This is a genomic window from Peristeroidobacter soli (assembly GCF_004138485.1).
GTDB classification, from domain to species: Bacteria; Pseudomonadota; Gammaproteobacteria; order Steroidobacterales; family Steroidobacteraceae; genus Steroidobacter; species Steroidobacter soli.
The window spans coordinates 342,900-366,328 of the sequence record NZ_RYEV01000009.1; the positions used below are offsets into that span (position 1 = coordinate 342,900).

Sequence of the window (23,429 nt, forward strand, 5' to 3'; positions counted from 1 at the left end):
CGGGTACGGGAATGGGTCACTCACCAGATCTTTACGCGCTCTTGCGGTGGCAGATATAACTTATCGGACGGCCGCACATTGAACGCCGCATACCACTCGTCCATGTTGCGCACGGCACCGTTCACACGGAAATACGATGGGCTGTGAGTGTCCGAAAGCACCAGCCTGCGCAGGTACTCGTCGCGATACTTGGCGCGCCAGACCTGCGCCCAGGAGAGGAAGAACCGCTGCTCACCGGAAAGGCCTTCGAGCACAGGCGCGGGCTTGCCGTGCAACGACAGGCGGTAGGCATGCAACGCCATGTTCAAACCGCCCAGATCGCCGATATTCTCGCCGATCGTGATCTCGCCGTTGACGTTCAGGCCTGGCAGCGCTTCGAACGCGGCGTATTGCGCCACCAGTTTTCGGGTCTGCGCGGTGAACGCAGCCTCGTCGGCGCCGGTCCACCAATCGTTCAAGCTGCCGTCGGCGGCGAACTTGCGCCCCTGATCGTCGAAGCCGTGGCCGATCTCGTGGCCGATGACCGCACCGATCGCGCCATAGTTCACCGCATCGTCGGCGTTCGGATCGAAGAACGGCGGCTGCAGAATCGCGGCCGGGAACACGATCTCGTTGTTCAACGGGTTGTAGTACGCATTCACGCGCTGGGGCGTCATGAACCACTCGTTGCGATCGACCGGTTGATCCAGCCGCGCGAGGTCGCGACGCCATTCCCACAACTGGACCCGTTTGACGTTGTCGATCAGATCGCCGCGCCGGACTTCGAGCGTCGAATAGTCCTTCCATTGGTCGGGATAGCCGATTTTGGTGACGAACGTGCTCAACTTCTCCAGCGCGCGCTGGCGCGTGTCATCGCCGAGCCAGCTGGACTGTTCCAGGCGTTGTTTCAATGCCGCGCGCAAATTCGCAACCAATGTTTGCATCTTGGCCTTGGACTCGGCCGGGAAATGTCGCTCCACATACATCCGGCCGGCCAACTCACCGACGCCCTGATTGACGAGCGCCACGCCGCGCTTCCAGCGATCGCGCTGCGCGGGCTGGCCATTCAGCACCTGACCATAGAACGCAAACTGCGCATCGTCGAAACGCTTCGGCAGGTGGTTGGCGTGCCCGCTCAGCAGGTGGAACGTCAGATAGGCCTGCAAGGTCTCGAGCGAGGCGCGCTCGATGAGCTTTGCGACATCGCGGATCGCAGTAGCCGGCCCGAGCACGAACTGCTCTCGCGAGGGAATTTCCAGCGCCTCGAAGAACGCCTGCCATTCGAAACCCGGCGCGTAGGCGAGCAACTGCGCCTTGCTGTATGGGTTGTAGGTCGCATTGGCATCGCGCAAGCGCTCGATGGGCCAGTGCGCTTGCGCGAGCGCCGTTTCGAAAGCCAGGACGTCCCTGGCCTTGGCCGACGCCCCGCTTACATCGCCCAGGGTCAGCATGCGCTCGATGTAGCCGAGATATTGCTCGCGCACTTCCTTGAGCTTCGGGTCGTCCTTCACGTAGTAGTCGCGATTGGGCAAGCCCAGTCCCGACTGACTGATCTTGAGCGAATAGCGATCGGGCTGTTTCGCATCCGGCGTCGCATAGATCCCAAGCGGCGACTGCATGCCCGGGGCACCAAACAGCGCGGCGATGGCCTTCTTGTCGCGCGCCGCCTCGATTCTCGACCGGTCCTTCGCGATCGGCTCGAGCCCCGCCGCCTCGATGGCGGCCTCATCCATGAAGCTTGCATAGTAGTCGCCGACTTGCTGGGACGGCGAACCTTGCGCGCCCCGCGCAGCGGCTGCGGCCTCGATGAGAGCGCGCATCTGCAGTTCCGTATCGTCGGCGAGCTTTTCGAACACCCCGTAGGAAGTCTTGTCCGCGGGAATCTCGAAGCCTGAAAACCATTTGCCGCTGGCATGCGCGAAGAAGTCGTCGCCCGGCTGCACGGCCGGATCGCCGGCAGTGAGATCCAGACCGAACGGACCAATGGCGGCAGTGGCAGCCGCCGTGCGCGGCTGGTCGTTCATGCCGCAGGATGCGATCAGAATGGCGGCGGGCAACGCCAGCCAATGTTTGCTGAGTCGATGTGTCAAGACTGTCAATCCTTGTTGAGATTTGGTGATGAAGCGAACAGCCGTTGCCGGTATCGGACGAGCGCGGACGGCGGCGTTCTGCAGTATTTTTTTGAGCAACGCTACGCCGGCTGGTCCCAGCGCACCGTTGCCTCCAGGCCGCCGTCTCGATGATTGCTCAACTGTACGGTCGCGCCGTTTCTGTCCGCGAGCATGCGGGCGATCGTCAATCCCAGGCCCGCTCCGCCGGTCTCGCGCGAGCGCGATCGGTCCACCCGCACGAAGGGATCGAACACGCGCTCCAGCATCTCCGGCGGCAACCCCGGCCCGTGGTCCCGGACGCGCACCACGACGGACTGTCCGTGACGCTCCGAAGAAACGAGCGCCGAACCGCCATACTTGACCGCGTTCTCCAGCAAGTTGGAAAACAGGCGCCGCGTCGCGAGCGGCCGGACACTCAGCACCGCCCGGCTGCCGCCCACGAAGCTGGCATCGCTGCCGGCATCGACGGCGTCTTCGACCAGACTTTCGAGCAACGAGTCCAGATCCAGGCGCACACGCGGCTCGGCCGTATCCGCGCTACGTGCGAGCTCCAGCCCCTCATCGATCAGCGCCTTCATTTCCCGCAGATCCGTCACCAGTCGCTCGCGCAGCTCCGGGTCGTCGACCCGCTCCATTCGCAAACGCAAGCGCGTCAGCGGCGTTTGCAGATCGTGGGTGATGGCGGCGAGCATTCTGGTGCGCTCGACCAGGTGATCCTGGAGCTGCTTTTGCATGGCGTTGAAGGCTTGAGCGGCCTGCCGCAGCTCGGTCGGGCCGTGCACCGGAAGCGGTGGCCGATCGAGATTCTGTCCGAGCTCGGAAGCCGCATCGGACAACCGGATCAGCGGTCGCGTCGCGAATCGCGCAACCACATAGGCGAGCGTCACGATAGCCAATGCGAGCAGCACGATGCCGGTCGGCTGGAACAAGGGGCTGCGCTCGCGCTCACCCCAGATCGTGCCCAGGCTCAACTTCATGACCTCGCCGTCACTCAGGCGCAGCTCGACGATCCGACACTGCGGTGGCACGGATCGAGTTCTCCTGGGCGGCTGGCTGCGCGTTCCCCAAGCGAGCTCCAGCGCTTGCCGGACCTCTTTGCTCTCCCAGACTTTGCGCAGTTCCTCCGACGCGCGCGCCTCGGAGGAGAAACAGGTTTCCAGAGCGCTGTGGTAAATGCCCGCGTGCGCCGAAACACCGCCACGCGCAGCCAGAACGCTCTCCAGCGCCGCATCTCGTTGCCCAGCCTTCGCATCCGGCGCGAGCTTGATTCCACCCGGGCCGGCGCTGACAAAAAGCTTCGGGCGTATCTCGGCGGGAACGTTATCCAGCAGCACCGAGTACACCTCGATCTGATCGGCGGCGCCCTCGAGCCACTGTCGCTGGAAGTCGCGCTCCGCGATGTAGGAAGTGACGATGGCCGCGAACACCGCCGCCGCCGCCATGCCCAATGCCAGCATCGCGAAGATCCGGCCCGTCATGGACCGGAAGAAGCTCCGCACCCCGCTCATTTCATGCTCACAGCGGCCGCCAGCACATAACCCTCGTTGCGTACCGTCTTGATCAAGGCGGACTCCGCTTGATCGTCGCCGAGCTTGTGGCGCAGACGGCTCACCTGAAGATCGATGGCCCGGTGCTGGGATTCGTAGGGTCGTCCGGTGCTGAGCGACACCAATTGCTCGCGGGTGAGCACCCGGTTGGGATGCGAAATGAACACTCGCAACAGCCGGAACTCGGCCCCCGAGAGCACCACGACCCGCCCGCGCGGATCGATCAAGTGCCGCTTCTGAAGATCCAGGGTCCAGCCGGAGAACTGCGCGACTCCGCCACTGATGGCCTGCAGGTTGGCTGGCAGCGAATGCGTCCGGCGCAGCACGTTACGAATGCGAGCCAGCAACTCGCGAGGCTCGAAGGGTTTCGTGAGGTAGTCATCCGCCCCCATCTCCAGTCCCAGCACGCGGTCGATGGGCTCGCTGCGCGCCGTGAGCATGATCACGGGCGTGCTGGCCCGCGACCGCAGCTCGCGACACAGCGCCAGGCCGTCCTCCCTGGGCAAATTCAGGTCGAGCACGATCAGGTCCGCGTGCTCGCGATCCAGCGTGCGCCGCATCTCCTGACCGTTGCTCGCGGTGCTGACGCTGTAGCCCGCCTTGCTCAATTGCTCGGCCAACATGAGCCGGATGTCGTTGTCATCGTCGACGACCAGCAATCGATGCCCGGAACCCTGCTCACTCATGCGCTCATATTCGCACGCGTTGCGCCGCTTGGCACCAGGGCAATTGTCACCTCATGTGTCGCCCGGATCCGCTTGATACAAAACGTTACACACGGCCGGCGGCTCGACACGTAACGACACATTCCGTGAGTTGAGCACCGGCCGCGGCTCCGGCCACACTGAGCTCAGGCCCGCTCGACCACGCTCATCCCACACGCATGAAGCTCGCATCCTCACTTTCCACTCGCCGCCGAGTCCTTGCAGTGGCCGTCTGTCTGGCACTGGCGAGCGGCGCAACCCTGGGGCTCGCCCGTCCCACCAAGGATCCGACTCTGTTCGCGACGGCGCCCGCCGTCGTCGCCGACATCGAGGAGACCGTGATCGCGGCGGGATTGCTCGAAGCGTCCCGGATGGTGAGCGTCGGCGCGCAGGTGTCCGGCCAGATCCGATCGTTGCATGTCGACCTCGGCGATGAGGTCAAGGCCGGCGATCTCATCGCCGAGATCGACTCCACCACGCAGCAGAACGACGTGCGCGATGCGCGGGCTGCGCTGACGGCGGCTCGGGCGGAGCGAAGCATGGAACTGGCCACATTGAAACGAATGGACCTTGCGTTCGCGCGTCAGAAAATGATGTTGGCCGAGGACGCCACCTCGCAGGCGGAATTCGAGCTCGCCGAAGCGGAGCTCGACGCGACGCGCGCACGGATCGAGGCACTCGATGCGCAGATCGAACAACGCCAGACGCGACTCGATACGACATTGGCGAACCTCGGGTACACGAAGATCCGCGCACCGATGGACGGCGTCGTCGTGGCTGTGGTCGTGAAGGAAGGTCAGACAGTGAACGCGATGCAGGCCGCACCGACTCTGGTCAAGCTCGCGCAACTGGACATGATGACCGTGCACGCGGAAATCTCCGAAGCCGACGTGGTCAAGATCGAGGCGGGACAGCCGGTGTACTTCACCATTCTCGGCAAGCCCGAAAAACGTTTCACTGGAACCCTGCGCACGATCGAACCGGCACCCAAATCCCTGGAAATCGAAACCTCGATGAGCAGCGCGAGCACCGCTGGCAACTCCAACAACGCCATCTACTACAACGCGCTTTTCGAAGTGCCAAACCCCGCTCGCGAGCTGCGCATCTCCATGACGGCGCAGGTGTACATCGTGTTGAACGCCGCGACCGCCGCCCTGACGATCCCTTCGGTGGCACTCGGCGAGCGCACGTCGGACGGGCGTTACACGGTGCGCGTGCTGGATGCACAGAGGGCGCCCAGCATGCGCGCGGTGGAAATCGGTATCAACAATCGCGACGTCGCCCAGGTGATCCACGGTCTGCACGCGGGTGAGCAAGTGATCGTCGGCGAAGCGGCGCCGGGACAGAATCGATCGTCACCGTTCTTGATGTGAGCATGGCTGAACCACTCCTGCAGCTGCGCGCGGTTCGACGCGAATTTCCCGCCGGCAACGAAACCGTCGCGGTGCTCAAGGGCATCGACCTGAGCATCGACGCCGGCCAGATGGTCGCCATCGTCGGTGCCTCCGGCTCGGGCAAGTCCACGCTCATGAACATCCTCGGCTGCCTCGACCGGCCGACCGGCGGCGACTATCTGATTGCCGGACGCTCAACCGCACTGATGAGCGCCGATCAGCTCGCACAACTGCGGCGTGAGCATCTCGGTTTCATCTTTCAGCGATATCACCTGTTGGGCGATCTGACCGCCCTGGGCAACGTCGAGGTGCCGGCGGTCTATGCCGGTCGCACGCGTGCGGAGCGCCACGCGCAAGCACGGCAGCTCCTGTCCCGGCTCGGGCTCGAGGAGCGCATGTTCCACAAGCCATCGCAACTCTCCGGCGGACAGCAACAGCGCGTCAGCATCGCTCGCTCACTGATGAACGGCGGCCATGTGATTCTCGCCGACGAGCCTACCGGCGCGCTCGATAGCCGCTCCGGTGCCGAGGTAATGAAGATTCTCTCCGAGCTGCATTCGGAGGGTCGCACGGTCATTCTCGTGACTCACGATATGGCCATCGCCGAGCACGCCGATCGCATCATCGTGATCCAGGATGGTCAGATCGTGGCGGATCGCCAGCAGCGACCGGCGCGCTCGACTGCGCCCCCAGGAACGCAGCCGCCCGCATCGAGCGCGAACCGCTGGCAGGCCCTCAAGGATCGCTTCGCCGAATCGTTTCGAATGGCGCTGCTTGCCATGGGCGCGCACAAGATGCGCACCTTTCTCACGATGCTGGGCATCATCATCGGCACCGCTTCCGTGGTCCTCGTCGTTGCGCTCGGCAATGCCTCCCAGCAGCGCATCCTCAAGAGCATCAGCTCACTGGGCACGGACACGATCGAGGTATTTCCCGGCGCCGGCTGGGGAGATCTGCGCGCCGGGCGCGTGCAAACATTATTGCCTGCGGACGCCGATGCGTTGAGTCGGCAAAGCTATGTCGACAGCGTGACCCCGGCACTCAACACCCAAGTCACGGCTCGCTACGGCAACCTCTCGGTCAACGCGCAGGTCAATGGCGTGGGCCATTCATACTTCCGCGTCAAGGGCATGACGATCCTGGCGGGCCGCGCGTTCGCAGCGAATGCGCGAAACCTGGAACAAGTGGCGGTCATCGACGAAACGTCAGTCGCCGGTTTACTCGGCCACGACGCCTCGGATCCGATCGGTAAAGTCATCCTGCTCGGCAAGGTCCCCTGCCGCATCGTCGGCGTCGCGCGCCAGGCCTTCGGTCGGTCGCCCGGCAGCAATCTGACGGTGTGGCTGCCGTACGCAACTGTGATGGCCCGCATGCTCGGGCAAGGTCATTTGTCAAACATCACTGTTCGCATCGCCGCCGACACCCCCGTCACGGCCGCCGAACAAGCCGTCACCAGGTTGCTCACGCAGCGGCACGGCCGCAAAGACTTCTTCCTGCAGAATGCAGCGCAAATGCGCGAGACGATCGAGTCGACCACGAAGGCGACGACCCTGCTCATCAGTTCGATCGCCGCGATCGCCCTGATCGTCGGCGGCATCGGTGTGATGAACATCATGCTCGTATCAGTGACCGAACGTACGCGCGAGATCGGCGTCCGCGTCGCGGTCGGTGGACGCCGCAGTGACATCTTGCAGCAGTTCTTGATCGAGGCCGTGCTCGTCTGTCTGCTCGGCGGCATCATCGGCGTCGCGCTGGCACTCGCGGCCGGCGTCGTCGGTCGCCTCTGGGGTGGTTTCGAGATGATCTTTTCGGCCGGATCGATCGTTGCGGCATTCGCCTGCTCGACGCTCATCGGCATCGTGTTCGGCTTTCTGCCCGCTCGCAACGCTGCGAACTTGAATCCCGTGGAGGCTCTGGCGCGCGAATGAATGCGACAGTCCGTATTGCACTCGTCACTCTCGCTGCCGCCGGACTCTCGGCTTGCGTCAGCACGCCAGTGCGCGCGCCACTCGAGGATCTACGCGTTGCAGGTGAGTATGGGTTGGGAAATGCGACCAGGAACACGCCGAGCGTGACGGTCGATGCGACCGCTCTCGCACGTCGCGAGCCCACCGATGAACCGTGGTGGCACAGATCGGGCGACACGCGTCTGGAGCACCTCGTCTCCCGTGTGCTTGCAAGGAACACGGATCTTGTGACTGCCGGGCTGGCGTTACAGCGTGCACAGATCAGCGCGGGCCTGGCTCGCAATGAGCTCATTCCTCAGCCTCAGGCCGGGCTCGACAGTACGTACGGCAGGTCGCTTCAGCAAGGCGCGTCAGGGGCGCGAACCTACGATGCCTCGCTCGGCGTCACTTATCTCATCGATCTTTGGGGCAAGCTGCGTCTGCAACGTGACATCGCTACCTGGGAGGCGCAGGCCACGGCTGAGGATCTACACGGCACCCGACTGGCGCTGATCGGCGCTGCAGCCTCGCTCTATTGGCAGCTCGCTTTTCTGAATCAACGGATCGCGGTCGGCGAGCGGACCCTCGCGGATCTCGAACGCACGTATGTGCTGGCTCGTTCTCAATACAACGCCGGCGCCGTGTCGCGCCTCGACCTGTTCGAAGCCGAGCAGACCCGACAGACCCAACGAGCGGTACAGAGCGAATTCGAGCAACGACGCGTGGAGGTACGCAACGCGCTCACCGTCCTGCTCGATGGCGAGCCCTGGATGGACGAGCCCACCGAGCTGAGCGGCGGGCACGATGTCGACGTCGATCCTGGCCTGCCAGCCGAACTGCTGAGCAGACGTCCCGACCTGCGTGCCGCGGAGCTGCGGCTGCAAGCAAGCCTTGCAAACATCGGCGTCGTGGCCCGGAGTTACTATCCAACGCTCACATTGACTGCCGGCATCGCCGGCGCCAGCTCGCAATTGCGCGACGTGGTGTCCAATCCTATCGCCACGCTCGGCACAGGGCTGACGCTGCCCTTCCTGCGCTGGAATGAGAGATCACTTAGCGTGCAGCTTGCCGGCGCCGATTACGAGATCGCCGCCAACGAGTTCCGCAGCACGCTCTATACAGCCTTCAAAGAAGTGGACGACGCCCTCTCCGCTCGCGTGCAGCTCGCAGCACAGATTCAGAGCCGCGAGGCTTCACTCGACGCCGCGACTCATTCGACTCGATTGTATGAAGTTCGTTACCGAGCCGGCGCCGTCCCTCTGCGACACTGGCTCGACGCCAAGGAGCGCGAGCGCATGGCCGAGCTTGCGCTGGCCGAGGCACGCCTCCAGCAATTGCAGGTGGACATGCAGCTGATGCAGGCACTGGGAAATGGCTGACCCGACGCGGGCCCGGACGTCTATGGCGAACGCGGCCCCAGATCTTTCATGGCTGCGACGATCCACAGGATCAAGTCATCCCGCTGCGGCCCCGACAGTCCATGCTGTTCGCGAATGAGCTGAAAGGCGCTCGTGAAGTGGCGGCGCCGGCTCGCCTCGATGCTGCCGGCGAAATGTTCGCCGGCACCCGCATCCAGCACCAGCGATTCGCGTCGCGCATGATTCGTTTCCGCGACCAGCCGATGATGCAGGAGGGCGCGGCCGAGGATCACCCAGGGCAGATTGACGGCTGAGATCGGGCCGACAATGAGCCGGTGACCGCCGAGCGCGGAGCCCATCAGTCGAACTTTCGCCAGCCGGTTCGATCCCAGCATGGCTCCGAGCCCGCCGACGATCGCGCCGATGCCGGCGCCGAGCAGCAACGAAGCACCGCCTACCGCCGCGTCGATCGCGCCACCGGTCAGCGCGCCCGTGGCGGCGCCGGTCATCGACAGCTGCGTGTTCGACAGACCGAACATCGAGAAGCTGCGTTCAGAAAACAAATCTTCCGTGAGCAGCTCGAACTCCGAGGACTGCAGACGCAAGGCGGTGTGACGATACAGCTCCTGCACGGCGCGTCGAGCGGCGTGCTCGCGCTGTCGAATGCGCTTGCGCAAGCGTTCGGTGAGCTCCTGGCCGAGTTGCACTTGGTCGGCGCCCTCCGGACAAGGCGCGGATTCGCTATCCGACAACACTTCGATGAGCAGGTCCGCGATCTCGGCAGCGGCTCGCCGCTGCCGAGCGTCTCGATCTCTTTGCAGAATGTCGACGGCTTGCTCCAGCGAGCGAGCCCAGGACTGATCGGCTTCCGCGAGCTCGCGAAATGCCCGCAGCAGCTCCAATCGTTTGCTGAAGTCCGCGCGCAACGCGTCGAATACTCGAACGATGGAAAAATACTGATTCAAGGCGCGCCGCCATTCCGCCACGTGATCGCCGGGGCCAATCATATTGATCAGCGCCATGCGCGGTTGTCCGGTCCAACGCAGGATTTCCATTTCCGCTTCGTACTCGGCGCCGTACGGATGCGCACCATCGACGACATAGAGGATGCCGGCCCCCGCGAGGATCGGTCGCAGCAGCTCGCACTCGTCCTGAAAGCGCGCATCGCCTTCATGGCTTGCAACGAACTCGCGCACCACGGCCGGACGTTCGCTGGCGCCACGCTCGTGCGCTTGCAACCATTCGAGCAGCGCGCGCGGCCGCTGAAAGCCGGGCGTGTCGACCAGCTCATAAAGCACGCGGCCGTCGCTCTGCATCTGAAAGCCACGAGCGTGCCGCGTGGTGCCGGGATCCGGCGAGACGACGACCGTTTCGTCCTCCGCCAGCGTGGCGACGATGCTGCTCTTGCCCTTGTTCGGATGGCCGACGATGGCGAACGTCGGGTGCACGCTCACGCGCCGGTCTCCATGTACAACGCCGGATCGCCGACGCGCGCCGTCCAGCGCGACCAGATGGACCGCTGCGATTCGCTCGAAACATCGCCATTGGCGCCGACCGGCACCAGGATCAGTGAGCACTGCGAGCCGACCTTCGCCCGCAACGCCTGGATGAAATCCTGCAGGTCCAGCAGCGGCGCTTCCCAGCCGCGCACGTAAACGATCAAAGCCTCTGGTTGGAGCCCGGCGATTCGTTCGACGACTGCCGCGTCGGCCGCGATCGTTCGATTGCCTGCTGCCATCGCCTCCGTCACGCGCCATCGCAGATGTTCGGCGGTCCAGCGATGCACTTCACCGAGCGGCAAGGCGCCGGACCAGACGACTACCGCGGCATCGCCGCTCATCGCCGGTGCTGGCCGCGCGTCCACATCTGGGAAGACCGCTGCTGTTTCCTTTACGTCCGATCCCAGATGAACGTCGGCGGCACTCATCCGATCCAGCAATGCCCGCACTCGCGGATCATCCAAGAGCAGGTTGCGAGTGGCCGCGCGCAACCGAATCGAAGCGAGCAGCAGCAGACAGCAGCGCGGCAGCAGGCCGTAAGTCAAAAGTGCAGCCAACAGGAAGGGCCACCAGCCGGTCAGCTCAGACGCCGCGACGGCACTCGGCGGCGAGGCAGCCAGGCGAAAAAATCGCGAATGCTCGATCAACTCGGCAGACGGCACCGCGGCCGGCCAGAGCTCGCGCCAGGGGGCGGCCAGCAGCCGGGCCAGCCGATATACATCGGCATCGTCGAGGCGCAGCGTCGTACTCCAGCCAAACGCCAGATCGGTGAATGCGATCAGCACCAACGCGCAGACCAGCGCAGCCACGTTGAACGAGACCGCCGCGCACTGCGACCAGGTCAACATCTGCCAGCGGGCAAAGCGCCCCGCCGCCGGCCCACGAGCTTCGTGCCATACGAGTAAACGCGACCGCTCATCTTTCCGACCTGCCACGCGCCTATACAAAGCCGCGGCCAGAGCACCGGGATTGAGCCCACTCAGCAGACTTTGCAACGCGCCGAGTCCCGGCACCTTCGGCAACATCAAGATGAGCGTCAATGCGATCAGCACGAGTTGCAACACTGCCAGGACGGCGAGCACCGTCACGACATTCACCGGCCAGGTACCGTCATATCGAAACACCGCCGCAGCCGTGCCGGCACCGGCCAGTGCACCGATGAGCAACATCAGGAATGTGATGATTCCGCGCGCTCGCGACAGGTTGGCGGCGAACTCGGCATCCGGCGCGGCGGGCGGCGTGTCGCGTCGAACCGCCAGCCACCAGTGACGCACTCGAGCGATCGGATCGGAACCGGGTAAGGTGGCCGCGATGCTGCGATCCCGCTCCAATCGGTCAGTGAGCGACCGCGTTCCGTCGGCTTCCAACCAAGCAGGAATTTCCAGAGCTTCATGGAATAGCGAGCCAGGCCGCGCGTCGTGCATCGAGCGATGATATCAGGGGTTCAGCGGATCGAGTGCGGCTGCCCCGGGCACGACGTAGGAAGGATGAGTACGCTCTTGAAAAACAGGCAGGTACGCGCTCGGGTGATGATTCAACCGCGCCGGACCTGCGTCACGAATGACGATGATCCGCATGTCGCCGGAGGGGGCGGGTGCATTAGATTGGCACCACCGGTTCATCCCCACCTTCGACCATGAGTCTCATTCATTGCATCTATGCGAGTAGCGCAACCCGCTCGTTCGAGGTTGCGGACATCCCGTCCCTGCTCGAACACGCGCGCGCCAAGAATGCCCGGCTGGGCATCACCGGCATGCTGCTTTACATAGAAGGCAGCATATTCCAGGTCCTCGAAGGCGACGCCGGCTCAGTCGATTCGATCTACACCGCGATCAGTGCAGACCGTCGTCACGCGCGCGTGACTCAAATCATCCGCGAGCCGATCGCCCATCGCGCTTTCGAAGACTGGACCATGGGATTCGAATCGCTCGATCGCGGTCAAGCCTCCCGGCTCCTCGGCGTGAACGACTTTTTCGCCACGGCCTCTTGCCTGGAGCGGATCAATCCCGGTCGCGCGAAGAAACTTCTCTTCGCATTTGCCTCTGGAAGATGGCGCGCGGATCAGACGGGTGTACACGTCGCTCGCGCGCGCGTCGCGTAACGACGTGGTCTCATCGTCAATCAGCTTCGCATTCCAGCCGATTGCCGACATCGAGTCGCGCACTGTGTTTGCCTACGAGGCGCTGGTGCGCGGCCCACGCGGTGAATCGGCACAGCATGTCTTCTCGACTGTGTCCTCGGGACAGCTCGCTGAGTTCGATCACCATGCGAGAATCGCGGCGGTGAATCTTGCAAGTCGGCTGGGATTGAGCGCCAGGATCTCGCTCAATCTGCTGCCGGGTTCGTTGCACGCCTGCCCCGGCAGCCTCGATGAGCTGCTCGGGCGAGCGCAGGAGTCCGGCCTGGCGCTCGATCAGCTGCTCATCGAAGTCACAGAAAGCGAAGCCATCGAGCGACCGGGTGAGTTCATCGATCTGCTCAACCGCTACCGCGTGCATGGATTGCAACTGGCCATCGACGACTTCGGCGCCGGCTACGCGGGCTTGAATCTGTTGGCCGACTTCCAACCCGATCTGGTCAAGCTCGACATGCACCTGGTGCGGGATATCGATCGCGCCGGCCCCCGCCAAGCCATCGCAAAGGGCGTATTGCAGGTCTGCGACGATCTCGGCATCGAAGTGATCGCGGAGGGCGTGGAGACGTTAGGAGAATATCACTGGTTCCGACGGGTCGGCGTTCGGCTGATGCAAGGCTATCTGCTCGCCCGCCCCTGCTTCGAGGCGCTCGAATTGCCGGCATTCCCCGAGCGGCTCGGCGGAACAGAAGTCATGGCGCGGGATCGGTGATGAGTCGCGCGCCATGAGCCGTTCGTGGTGGTCCTGGGAGATACAGCGGCGCTAGCGCCCGCGTCGGGACAACTCCGCGATCTCCTCGTCGGTGATGCCGAGGATGGCCTCCTCGGCCTGATCGAGACCGCCGCCCAAGCCGGCCTCCTCCGAATTGACGATTCGATCGACGCCGATATCGCGGTCGACGACGCCTGGGTCGGCGTCGACTTCCGCACTCAGGCGCTCGCCCGTGCCGGCTCTGTCCGAATCGCCCATTCCATCCAGACCGGCAAGATCCGACCCGGCGTCGGAGCTGTCGCTCGGACCGATGGACAGCCTTTCGGGTCCGGCCGCTATTTCATGCTCCGACAACGGGCCTGAATCGAGCACTTTACGCTTCGCCATCACCCTCTCCTTCCCAGCCAGCGCAAATCCGCAGGCCGCAATGATCAACGCCGCGGCTACGTACCGGTTCCAGGCGCGCAACCGGTTCGCTCGCCGATCTTCAGCTGCCGCCTATCCCAATTGGGCGAAGCATGCGATCGAGCGTCATGGGGTCGGCAGATCATGCGAGGCAAGCTGCGCGTGATTCACTGTTCTAATGACCGCTGCGATCGCCCCGCCGTCCCGCTTCATACAACGACCACGTGCGCCGCTCGGTTTCGTCGATCCAGGTCTCGATGAGGCTGGTCGTGGCGAAATCGCGATAGTCGCCGCACAGATCGTGAACTTCACGCAGGCGGCCGACCATGGCTTTATTGTCTTCGCGCAGCTCCGCCAGCATGTCGGCCGCGTCGACGTAATCCGCATCGTTGTCGCTCACACGTTGCAAACGCGCGATGTGGCCGATCGAACGCAACGTCGGCCCGCCGATCTTGCGAATGCGCTCGGCGATGACGTCGGTCATGGCGAAGATCTGGCTCGCCTGCTCGTCGAACATCAAGTGATAATCCCGGAAATGTGGACCGCTCACGTGCCAATGAAAGTTCTTGGTCTTCATATACAACGCGAACGCATCGGCCAGCACCGCGTTCATCGCGGCTGAGATATCGCGCGTCGCCTCGGGTTGCAGATCGGTCGGCGTGGCCATCGGTGCCTGGCGCCGATGGATGGCGGAATCGTTCTTGACAGCGTCGTTCTTGGCCATGAGCTTGACTCCAGTATTGACTACCCGTTCATTGAACTGCGATCGCTGGTCCGTGGACATTGAGGAAGCCGCGTAACGCCTCGGTACTCCCTGCAGGTCGGCATCAGCTCGACCCTCCGGCGGACGGTGCGTAGCCATTGAGGAAATTTCCTCCTGGCCTGCGCCGTCACTCGCGTGCGAAATACAGGACCGGATCGCCTGTTGCTCGCCGGGCACGAAATTCAGCCCATCGCCCGCCCGGTATCGCGCTCGTCCTCGAACGCCTTGACGATCTCCATCTGCAGGTGGCGTTCGGCGCGCAGCGAGTTGGCAACCAGGCAGCCCTCTTCTGCTTTATTGAGTGCCCGCTCGCAAAGCACAGTGGATGCGTCCGCGGACACCGTGAGCGTCGCGTGAGTGACGACGCGAGTGAACTGCGTGACGCCCTCCCGCCGCTCGAGCGTCGCCTCCACATTGCAATCCAGTTGCGACCACTGCAACTGAGACGCCCGCGCAATGGCACGAAACGTCAGAATGAAACAGCTGGCGACCGCGGCCGCGAGCAGCGACTCCGGCGACCACCGGTCACCTGGACCATCGAACTGCGCCGGAGGCGCCACTGCCAACTGCTCCAGACCGGCGGCCGACACGGACACGTTACCTGCGGCACTCGCAGCCGCCGCGACCGAATAGAGATGAGGAAATGCTTGCATGATTCAACTACCGTTGTGTGGCCTTCTGTGTTCACGCCGCCGCACCATCCAACACTTTCCGGATGTGCGTCGACAGTTCTTCCGCATCCACTGGCTTGTGAAAGACGCGACAGGCGGCAATCGAGGCGCATCGCGGTGTCACCTTCATCGTGTCGCCGCTCAGCACTATCGCGGGAATCTCGCGATGACGCAGTTCACGCAGCTCTTCGATCAGCTCCGCGCCATTGACCGTCGCATTGAGCTGAAAATCGCTGACGATCACATCCGGGGATTGATCCCATTGGCGCACGATGCTGAGCGCCTCCTCGGGCGAGCCGGCGGACTTCACTTCGTGTCCATCCATCGTGAGAAACAGCGCCGTCGCGTTACGCACGGCAACCTCATCATCCACCAGCAAGATGCGCCCGGCGCGAGCAATGCCCGGCGCGCTCCACACGGGCGGCTTGACCGTCTGCAGGCTCGCGACCGCCGCCTCGAGTTTCAGCGTAAAGGTCGTCCCCTTGCCGAGTCGCGAGCTGACGCCGATGGGAATATCCAGCAGCCTGGTCAATCGGTTCACGATCGACAAGCCCAGACCGAAGCCCTCGCGCGGCTCCTGGTTGCCGACGCGAATCTGATGGAACTCCTCGAAGATGCGCTCGAGCTGATCCTCCGGAATGCCGCGTCCGGTGTCCGACACCTCCAGCGTGACGACCTCGCCGTCACGGCGCGCTCGCACGCAGACGTGCCCCCGGGCCGTGTACCGTATCGCATTGGCGACCAGGTTCTGCACGATCTCACGAAGCAGCGTCGGATCTGTGCGCACCGCTTCGCTGGAGGGCTGCACCTCGAGCTGCAACTGCCTGGCCCGAGCCTGCGGTGAGAACTCGACTTGCAACGATGTCAACAAGCCCTCCAGCGACACATCCTCCACATGAGTCTGAATGACCCCCGACTCGATCATGCTGATGTTCAAGAGCCGGTTGACCAGACAGGACATGGCATCCACTGAGTCTTTCTGCGCGGCGACGATTGCCTGCGCCGGCGCGCTGAGCAGTTGGCCGCTCAATGCGGCGTTCAAGAGGGAGAGCGAATGCAATGGCTGACGCAGATCGTGACTGGCGGCGGACAGAAAACGGGTCTTGCCGGCCGTCGACTCCGCGAGCGTGGCGTTCACCTCGTCGAGCTCGCGCACCGCCTCGGCGCGAGCGGCCATCTCTCGTTGAACCCGGAACAGCATCATCAACAGCAGCAGTACGGCCAGGATGAAAAGGGTCACGATCAGATAGAAATTGCGCTGCAGGCTGGCCTGCTCCTGCTGCTTGCGCTCGATGAGCAATCGCTCCTCTTCCGCCGACAGCGTTGCAAGGGTGCTGAATACATCGTTCATCGTTGCGATACCGTGCCCACGCTGAATGAAGCCGATGGCGGCATCGATGCCGTCGTCGTGCCGCAGTTCCAGGCCACGATCGAGTTGCGCGCGTCGTTCGGCGACCAGCGGCTGCAGGTCTCTGAGGCGCCGCGCTTGTTGATCGTTGTCGGAGATCAGCTGTTGCAGCTCCCGCAACTGACCGTCCAGGCTCGCGGCGCCGGCGTTGTAGGGTTCGAGATAGGCATCCTGTCCGGTCAGCAGAAAGCCCCGCTGTCCCGTTTCCATTTTGAGCAGCGACTGGCTCAACGCGGCCAGGGCCAGGCGCACATCCTGAGTGTGATCGGACAGATCCGAAGTGGCGCGCACCTCATGCACGCTCAGCTGCGCCATCCAAAGAACCACCGCGAGCAACACGACGCTGGCGACGACGCTGGCGGCGTTTTTGCGGCCGAAACCGGCCAATGAAGCGGAGCCCACACGCATGTCGTTCACGCCAACTTGCCAACATCTCCAATAACAACGCGCATCCGCTGCAACGGCGAGGTCTTCCTTGGCCGTCGCTCCGGGGTCGAACCACAGCCTAGCAATGCCCTCGAGAATTGAATTAAGGAGACCCGCCTAGTCGCCTTCGGGTGCGCGCGTCGGTACTGACCGACTGCCAGATGCTCCTCTATAGAACCAGTACTTGGTGAGTTCCGCGGCAGCGACGTACGCGAGGGTGATGATGACCAGTGTGCCGACCACTGTGAGCGGGATCGGCACGAAGCCGAGCGCACCGACGGCAGGCAGATAGGGAATGATCGGTGTCAGCACGGCCAGGATCAGCGTGGAGACCAGCAACACCGTACCCGGCCTGCTCTTGAAGAACGGACGGCGCGTACGGACCACCAGCGCAATCGCCAACTCCGTGAGCAGCGACTCGACGAACCACGCCGTTTGGAACACCTCCGGCGAGGCGTGGAAGATCCACAGCAGCGCGCCGAAACACAGCAGATCGAACAGCGAGCTCAGCAATCCGAACTCGATCATGAAGCGGGCGATGAACCGCATGTCCCAGCGTCTCGGCCGCTCGATCATCTCGCGGTCGACGTTGTCGCCGGCCATGCCCACCGCGGGAATATCCGACAGGAAATTGTTGAGCAGAATCTGGCTCGCGGTGAGCGGCAGGAACGGCAGGAACAGCGAGGCGAGCGCCATGCTGACCATGTTGCCCAGATTCGCGCTGGTCGTGGTCAGCACATACTTGAGCGTATTGGCGAAGGTCCTGCGCCCCTCTTCCACGCCGCGACGGATCACGTCCAGATCGCGTTCGAGCAAGACGAAGTCGGCGGCCTCGCGCGCCACGTCGACGGCCTGCTCGACCGAGAGACTGGTATCGGCGGCATGCATCGCCGGCGCGTCGTTGATGCCGTCGCCCAAAAAGCCGACGACGCGCCCCGCTCGCTTGAGCGCGCGTATGATCCGCTCCTTCTGATTCGGATCGAGCTCGACGAACAGATCGGTGCGCGGCGCCTCGCGCCATAGCGCCGCATCGTCGAGCTGTTCGATCTGACTCCCTGTCAACACGTGCGCGGTGCTCAAGCCGACCAGTCCGGCGACATGCTCCGCGATCAATTTTGCATCGCCGGTGATGAGCTTGATCGTGATGCCGAGCCGGCGCAGACCGTCGATGGCTTGCGAGGCGCCTTCCTTGGGACGATCGAGGAAAGTGAGAAAGCCGGCGAACCGCAGCTCCTGCTCGCAATCACGACCGTACTTCTCGCGCCGCTCGAGCCGCTTGGTGGCGACGGCGAGCACTCTGATGCCGCCCCTTCCCCACTCGCCATAGCGTTCTTCCAACGCGGCACGCGCTTGCCGATCCAGCGCCGAGCCGTCGGCGAGACAGGCGCAAGCATCCAGGACTTCATGGAACGCGCCCTTGGTAACCAGCAGCACCTCGCCGCCACGCTCGACGATCACGCTGACGCGACGGCGCACGAAGTCGAAGGGAATCTCGGCAAGCTTGCTGAATTTTCCCAGATCCGGACCGCAAGCGTTCATGATGGCATCGTCCAGCGGGCTGGCCAGACCTGTTTCCAGCGCCGCGTTGATCGCACCCAGCTCGATGACGGCCTGAGCCTTCGCTCCGTGCGCGTCATAACCGCCTTCGAGACTGATGACGCCCTCGGTCAGAGTGCCAGTCTTGTCCGTACACAGCACATCCATGCTGCCGAGATTCTCGATGGCATTGAGATGCCGCACCAGCACACCCCGGCTCGCGAGCATCTGCGCGCCGCGGGCGAGATTCACGCTCAGGATCGCCGGTAGCAACTCCGGGCTGAGTCCCACGGCCAGGGCAACGGCGAACAGCAACGTTTCCACCACCGGTCGGCCGGCAAGCATATGCGCGACGAACACCACCAACACCATCACCAGCATGGCGACGGTGAGCAAGTAGCCAAACCGCATCACGCCGCGATCGAATTCGGTCTGAGGCGCGCGCCGCTGGAGATGTTTCGCGATGGCACCGAACTGAGTGCCGCCGCCGGTCGCCACCACCACGCAACGCAGGGTGCCGCTGCGAACATTCGTGCCCAGATACACGCTGTTCGAGCGTTTGCTCAGAGGCGTGTCCGCCGGCAACACGCCCGGCCCCTTCTCCACCGGAAAGCTCTCGCCGGTCAGCGCCGATTCGCTGACGAAACAATCGGCGGCCTCGATGACCTGCGCATCCGCCGGTACCAGGCTGCCGGCGGCAAGCAGCATCACATCGCCAGGTACGACTTCGTCGATCGGCAACCACTGTTCCTGCCCGTCGCGAAGCGCTTTGGTCCGCGTCTTGATGCGCGCATTGAGCGCCGCCGCCGCGGTGTGGGCGGAATATTCACGCCGGTAGCCTATGAGCGCACTGGCGCCGAGGATGACGCTCACGATCAGAGCATCCGTCAGCTCACCGGTCGCGGCGGCGATGATCGCCGCGAATAACAACAGCAACAGCAGAGGGCTGGCAAACTGTCTCAGCAGAATATCCAGCCGCGACATCGTTCGTGACGCGCGCAGCTCGTTCCGGCCGTATTGGCGAAGGCGTCGCTCCGCTTCATCGGACGACAGTCCTGATGCGCCGGTACCCAGTTGCTTGCAGACCTGATCCACCGGCTGGTTCCAGCACTCGCGCAGCGCGATGCGAGACGCAGGCGCTTCCGGAGCGAACATCCGTCGTGCCAGATATATCCCTGGCACCATGGGCAGCCAAAAGCTCAGTCCGCGAAACAGCAGCGTCGCGGAGAGCGCCACCGGCAACGGCACACCGATGAGCTGCAAAGTGAGCACCGAACTCGTCTCGAATGTGCCCAGACCGCCGGGCAGGACGCCGAGCGTTCGAAACAGGTTCGAGACCATGAAGCTCGCGAACACCGCGATGACCGACGACGTATGACCCAGCGCGGCGATCAACGCCCAGACAGTCGCCGCATCCAGCAACACGATCGCCGCTTGATACGCGCCCGACTCCAGCAACACCCGCCGATTGCGCGCCAGCTGCGGGTCGGACTCGGCGAGGGATTGAACGATGGGTCGCAACAGTCGCGTGCGTGAAAGTGCGTTCGTGAAATGTCCGCTCGTGCCGGCAAACTTGAACAGCACGAACACCATCGCCGCGCAGCCCGCAAGGAACGCGAGGGCTGCGGCCGTCACGACGCCCCGGACAGCCACCGGCATCGGCAGCAGCATGAGTGCCGTCAGCAACAAGACGGCATACATTGCGAAGTACGATACGAGGCTGATGACGACGATGGCCATGACCGACGGCCTCGCCATGCCTCGCTGTTCGAAATATTTCGACACCGCCGCCGTGCCGCTGATCCCGGCGGACGGCAGCGCCTGGTCGATGAACAGTTTGGCCAGGCTCAGCCTGAAGGCCGTCCTCACCGACAGCGGAAATGCCGCCGGCCTGGCAACGACTCTCCAGATCTGCCCTTGCGCGACGTAGGTCGCCAGCTGCAACAGCACCGCCACGATCAACCAGGATGGACGCGCCTGCGTAGCGATGCGTGCGATCTCTTCGGTCTCGGAGAAATGCAGCGCCGCCACGCTCACGCCAACCACCAGCGCGATCCCCAGGCCCCAGGTCAGCCAGCGACTCGATCCAGTCCCGGCTGCCGCATCGGCCATGACTTCAACCGGTGGCGTACATCGCTGGCATTCGGCCGGCGAGATTCAAGAAGGCCGAAGGATCGGCGTGTGAAGCGAACTCGGTTGCCTGCGCTTTGATCTTGCGCACGGTCTCAATCACCCGACGCGGCGTGCCGAGGTCGCTCCACCCGCAGGCGGGCACTTTGAGCACGCGTAGCGAATCGGGACTGCGTTGGAGGATATCCCGTGAGAAATCGATCGTCGGTGAGCGCGCGTACAGCTCGCTGAGTCGCTGCATCTGTGTCGATGCGGGCGCGCGGGTCACGATATGGCGCATCTCCCCGACCAGATCCGGACAGGTCTGCTCGAAACGTCGCAACAGGGCCTGGCCGTTGGCCGCGAAGATGAATGAATTCCATACACCGCCTCGCGCAATCAGGGCACGAGCGGTTGTGACATCGGGCTTCTCGACAAAGTCGCGGACTGCGCCCACGTCGCCGTTCCAGTCGGCAACGATGTAACCGAGCTCCGGATCCGCCTCTTCAGCGGTCATGCCCAGCAGCAATATGCTGTCGGGGGTGCGAGTGACTTCGCCCATCGCCTGGCGCAAGCTCGCGGCCAACACCAGCTCGTTGCTCACATAGTGATCCGAAGGTAACACCAGGAGGCTGGCGGCAGGATCCCGATGCAGGATCCGTAACAATGGCAAGAGAATTCCCTGCGCCGTGCCGCGGTTGCCGGGTTGACTGATCAAATTGCGCCCGGGAATTCTCAGATCGAGGTGCTGCCACCAGCGCCGGTGATGCTCCGACACGACGATCGCCGTCTGTTCAGGCGACGTCACCAGACTCGAACGGGTCACGGCATCGTGCAACAACGAGCCGCTGTGGCCCAGCGAACAGAACTGTTTGGGGACCGCGATCCCCGATGCCATTCGGGTCAGCGATTGCAAGCGCGTGCCCTCGCCGCCCGCCAGAATCAATGCCCAGTTGTGCCCGGCATCCCAATGAGTTTCCCAGCGCTGTGATGACATCGAGGGTTCCCCCTGGGGTCGCTGTGGTGGATACCGCGAGACTGTCAGCTCCCGCGCCCGTCGACAGCCGTGAACGGCCCTGGGACGTTACGTAGTACACCGGAGTCGGTGCGTGGGTTCGCCGCTGGTTACCAGGACCGGGTCGGCGCAGAGTGCTTCCATGCTGCTGTTCGCCCCCAAGGCATCTTTGGAGCTCGCCACTCGCGTCGCGGATGCACTTGGCGTCTGCTTGTCCCCCAGTGAGGAGCGCGAATTCGACGGCGGCGAGCACAAGATGCGATCGATGATCGACGTACGTAGTGAGGACGTCTTCGTCGTGCACAGCTTGCACGGCGATGCCGCTGCCTCGGCGAACGACAAGCTGTGTCGTCTATTGTTCTTCGCCGGTGCTCTGAAGGACGCCGGCGCTGAACGCGTGACCGCCGTGACTCCGTACCTTGCGTATGCGCGCAAGGATCGGCGCACGCAGCCGCGCGATCCCGTGACCACACGCTATGTGGCCGCGATGATGGAAGCCGCGGGGATCGATCGGACTGTCACCTTGGAAATTCACAATGAGGCGGCGTTCGACAACGCGTTTCGCCACCCTGCCGTGCGTCTCGACGCCGTCGACTCATTTGCTCCCGAGATCGCCAGGGAAGTCCGGGATCAGCCGGTCATCGTGATGTCGCCCGACATCGGCGGCGTCAAACGCGCGCAGCGGCTCGGGGAATGTCTGGCTGGCACGCTGTCACGCGAGATCGATCTCGCATTCATGGAGAAACGACGTGCGAAGGGCGTGCTGTCGGGTGAAACGGTGGTCGGCGATCTCGACGGACGAGCGGTGGTCATCTATGACGACCTGATCGCGAGCGGCTCCACCATTCTGCGAGCGGCCCAGGCGGCTCGACGTGCCGGCGCCCGGTCGGTGCTCGTTGCAGCGGCCCACGCCGCGTTCATCCCGGCCGCCCTGCGATTGTTCGAATCGCACGTTGCCGACCAGATTCTGGTGACTGACTCGGTCTCGCTGCGTCCCGAGTTCACGCCATGGCTGAGCAAGGGGCTGCGCATTTGTTCCATAGCTCCGCTGTTGGCCCGAACCATCGCGGAGCTCCAGGAGGTTCCATGAACACACGATTCGCGCTGTTGGGATGCTTGATCGCCGCCACGCTGGCCGCGTCCGCTCAGGCCGATGAGCAGGTGCCTCGTCACTGGATCGCACGGATCGGCGTGCATCCGGTCGACCCGCAGCCCGACAACCACTCGCAGTTCACGGTCGACAATGCAGCCGGGCTGTCCGCCGGCGCGACGTATCTGTTCACCAAACATTGGGCGGTCGAGCTGTTCTCGGCATTTCCCGCCGGCTTCGACCTTCACGACGCCGACGGAACACGAGTCGCGCGCTTCTCGATGGTTCCATCGAGTGCGACATTGCAGTATCACATCACCGACGCCAGCGGCATCTTTCGCGCCTACGTCGGTGCCGGCCTCTCCTACGCGTATCTCGGCGGCGAGCAGACGAAGGGCTCCCTCGGCGGTCAGACGCTGCGGCTCGACGATTCGACCGGTCTGGCTGCCGCCATCGGTCTGGACATGGACCTCGGCTCGAAATGGTTCGTGAACATCGACGCGCGCTGGATGGATATCGACTCCGCCATGAAGATCGACGGCGCCTCCCACGGCTCGCTCCAGCTCGATCCCTACATGTTCGGCCTGTCCGTGGGCCGACGACTTCGCTAGCGAGAACCTCA

At 63.8% G+C, this 23,429-nt stretch carries 18 protein-coding genes; 7 read left to right on the forward strand and 11 right to left on the reverse strand.

Annotation, left to right across the window (positions count from 1 at the left end; genetic code table 11):
• Positions 1–20 precede the first annotated feature (20 nt).
• The 3 genes from EKO19_RS34455 to EKO19_RS34465 all read right to left on the reverse strand — a co-directional run bounded on the left by EKO19_RS34455 (position 21) and on the right by EKO19_RS34465 (position 4,323).
• Positions 21–2,069 carry a M13 family metallopeptidase gene (locus EKO19_RS34455; RefSeq protein WP_129781962.1) on the reverse strand — a complete coding sequence of 683 codons (2,049 nt, stop codon included), beginning with the start codon at positions 2,067–2,069 and terminating at the stop codon, positions 21–23.
• 101 nt (positions 2,070–2,170) lie between these two features.
• Positions 2,171–3,598, reverse strand: a complete 1,428-nt coding sequence (locus EKO19_RS34460) for an ATP-binding protein (protein WP_129781963.1) — start codon at positions 3,596–3,598, stop codon at positions 2,171–2,173.
• The gene (locus EKO19_RS34465) at positions 3,595–4,323 is read right to left on the reverse strand and encodes a response regulator (protein ID WP_129781964.1); all 729 of its coding nucleotides are present in this window, start codon (positions 4,321–4,323) and stop codon (positions 3,595–3,597) included. The genes EKO19_RS34460 and EKO19_RS34465 overlap by 4 nt, the downstream gene beginning before the upstream one ends.
• A 242-nt stretch (positions 4,324–4,565) precedes the next feature.
• Here EKO19_RS34465 and EKO19_RS34470 point away from each other — a divergent pair, with 242 nt between their 5' ends.
• Genes EKO19_RS34470 through EKO19_RS34480 form a run of 3 tightly spaced genes read left to right on the forward strand, consistent with a single transcriptional unit; the run spans position 4,566 to position 9,060 of the window.
• Complete coding sequence (locus tag EKO19_RS34470; RefSeq protein WP_217705786.1) at positions 4,566–5,714, forward strand: efflux RND transporter periplasmic adaptor subunit; 1,149 nt, start codon at positions 4,566–4,568, stop codon at positions 5,712–5,714.
• The gene (locus EKO19_RS34475) at positions 5,711–7,663 is read left to right on the forward strand and encodes a MacB family efflux pump subunit (RefSeq protein WP_129781966.1); all 1,953 of its coding nucleotides are present in this window, start codon (positions 5,711–5,713) and stop codon (positions 7,661–7,663) included. The genes EKO19_RS34470 and EKO19_RS34475 overlap by 4 nt, the downstream gene beginning before the upstream one ends.
• On the forward strand, positions 7,660–9,060 hold the full coding sequence (locus EKO19_RS34480) for an efflux transporter outer membrane subunit (RefSeq protein WP_129781967.1): 1,401 nt from the start codon (positions 7,660–7,662) through the stop codon (positions 9,058–9,060). Before EKO19_RS34475 ends, EKO19_RS34480 begins: the two co-directional genes overlap by 4 nt.
• Positions 9,061–9,080: 20 nt before the next feature.
• Here EKO19_RS34480 and EKO19_RS34485 read toward each other — a convergent pair whose 3' ends face one another.
• Positions 9,081–10,493, reverse strand: coding sequence for a GTPase/DUF3482 domain-containing protein (locus tag EKO19_RS34485; RefSeq protein ID WP_175597299.1), 1,413 nt, complete (start codon positions 10,491–10,493; stop codon positions 9,081–9,083).
• On the reverse strand, positions 10,490–11,962 hold the full coding sequence (locus EKO19_RS34490; protein WP_129781969.1) for a DUF2868 domain-containing protein: 1,473 nt from the start codon (positions 11,960–11,962) through the stop codon (positions 10,490–10,492). The genes EKO19_RS34485 and EKO19_RS34490 overlap by 4 nt, the downstream gene beginning before the upstream one ends.
• A gap of 212 nt (positions 11,963–12,174) precedes the next feature.
• Between EKO19_RS34490 and EKO19_RS34495 the strand changes: the two genes are divergently transcribed.
• Both EKO19_RS34495 and EKO19_RS34500 read left to right on the forward strand, forming a co-directional pair.
• Positions 12,175–12,639 carry a BLUF domain-containing protein gene (locus EKO19_RS34495; protein WP_129781970.1) on the forward strand — a complete coding sequence of 155 codons (465 nt, stop codon included), beginning with the start codon at positions 12,175–12,177 and terminating at the stop codon, positions 12,637–12,639.
• Entirely contained in the window at positions 12,608–13,384 is a 777-nt protein-coding gene (locus tag EKO19_RS34500; RefSeq protein ID WP_217705788.1) for an EAL domain-containing protein, read from the forward strand. Before EKO19_RS34495 ends, EKO19_RS34500 begins: the two co-directional genes overlap by 32 nt.
• A gap of 51 nt (positions 13,385–13,435) precedes the next feature.
• Here EKO19_RS34500 and EKO19_RS34505 read toward each other — a convergent pair whose 3' ends face one another.
• The 6 genes from EKO19_RS34505 to EKO19_RS34530 form a co-directional block, all read right to left on the reverse strand.
• On the reverse strand, positions 13,436–13,771 hold the full coding sequence (locus EKO19_RS34505; protein ID WP_129781971.1) for a hypothetical protein: 336 nt from the start codon (positions 13,769–13,771) through the stop codon (positions 13,436–13,438).
• A gap of 193 nt (positions 13,772–13,964) precedes the next feature.
• The gene (locus tag EKO19_RS34510) at positions 13,965–14,513 is read right to left on the reverse strand and encodes a Dps family protein (protein ID WP_129781972.1); all 549 of its coding nucleotides are present in this window, start codon (positions 14,511–14,513) and stop codon (positions 13,965–13,967) included.
• Positions 14,514–14,734: 221 nt separating this feature from the next.
• Positions 14,735–15,205 carry an OsmC family protein gene (locus EKO19_RS34515; RefSeq protein ID WP_129781973.1) on the reverse strand — a complete coding sequence of 157 codons (471 nt, stop codon included), beginning with the start codon at positions 15,203–15,205 and terminating at the stop codon, positions 14,735–14,737.
• A gap of 31 nt (positions 15,206–15,236) precedes the next feature.
• On the reverse strand, positions 15,237–17,039 hold the full coding sequence (locus tag EKO19_RS34520) for a CHASE3 domain-containing protein (protein WP_175597300.1): 1,803 nt from the start codon (positions 17,037–17,039) through the stop codon (positions 15,237–15,239).
• A gap of 135 nt (positions 17,040–17,174) precedes the next feature.
• Positions 17,175–20,705, reverse strand: a complete 3,531-nt coding sequence (gene mgtA / locus EKO19_RS34525; RefSeq protein WP_129781975.1) for a magnesium-translocating P-type ATPase — start codon at positions 20,703–20,705, stop codon at positions 17,175–17,177.
• Positions 20,706–20,709: 4 nt separating this feature from the next.
• Positions 20,710–21,699, reverse strand: coding sequence for a sugar phosphate nucleotidyltransferase (locus EKO19_RS34530; protein WP_129781976.1), 990 nt, complete (start codon positions 21,697–21,699; stop codon positions 20,710–20,712).
• A 160-nt stretch (positions 21,700–21,859) separates the two neighbouring features.
• Here EKO19_RS34530 and EKO19_RS34535 point away from each other — a divergent pair, with 160 nt between their 5' ends.
• Both EKO19_RS34535 and EKO19_RS34540 read left to right on the forward strand, forming a co-directional pair.
• Positions 21,860–22,807: a ribose-phosphate diphosphokinase gene (locus EKO19_RS34535; RefSeq protein ID WP_129781977.1), complete on the forward strand. Its 948-nt coding sequence runs from the start codon at positions 21,860–21,862 to the stop codon at positions 22,805–22,807.
• Entirely contained in the window at positions 22,804–23,418 is a 615-nt protein-coding gene (locus EKO19_RS34540) for an OmpW/AlkL family protein (protein ID WP_157995577.1), read from the forward strand. Before EKO19_RS34535 ends, EKO19_RS34540 begins: the two co-directional genes overlap by 4 nt.
• The last annotated feature ends 11 nt before the right edge of the window (positions 23,419–23,429 follow it).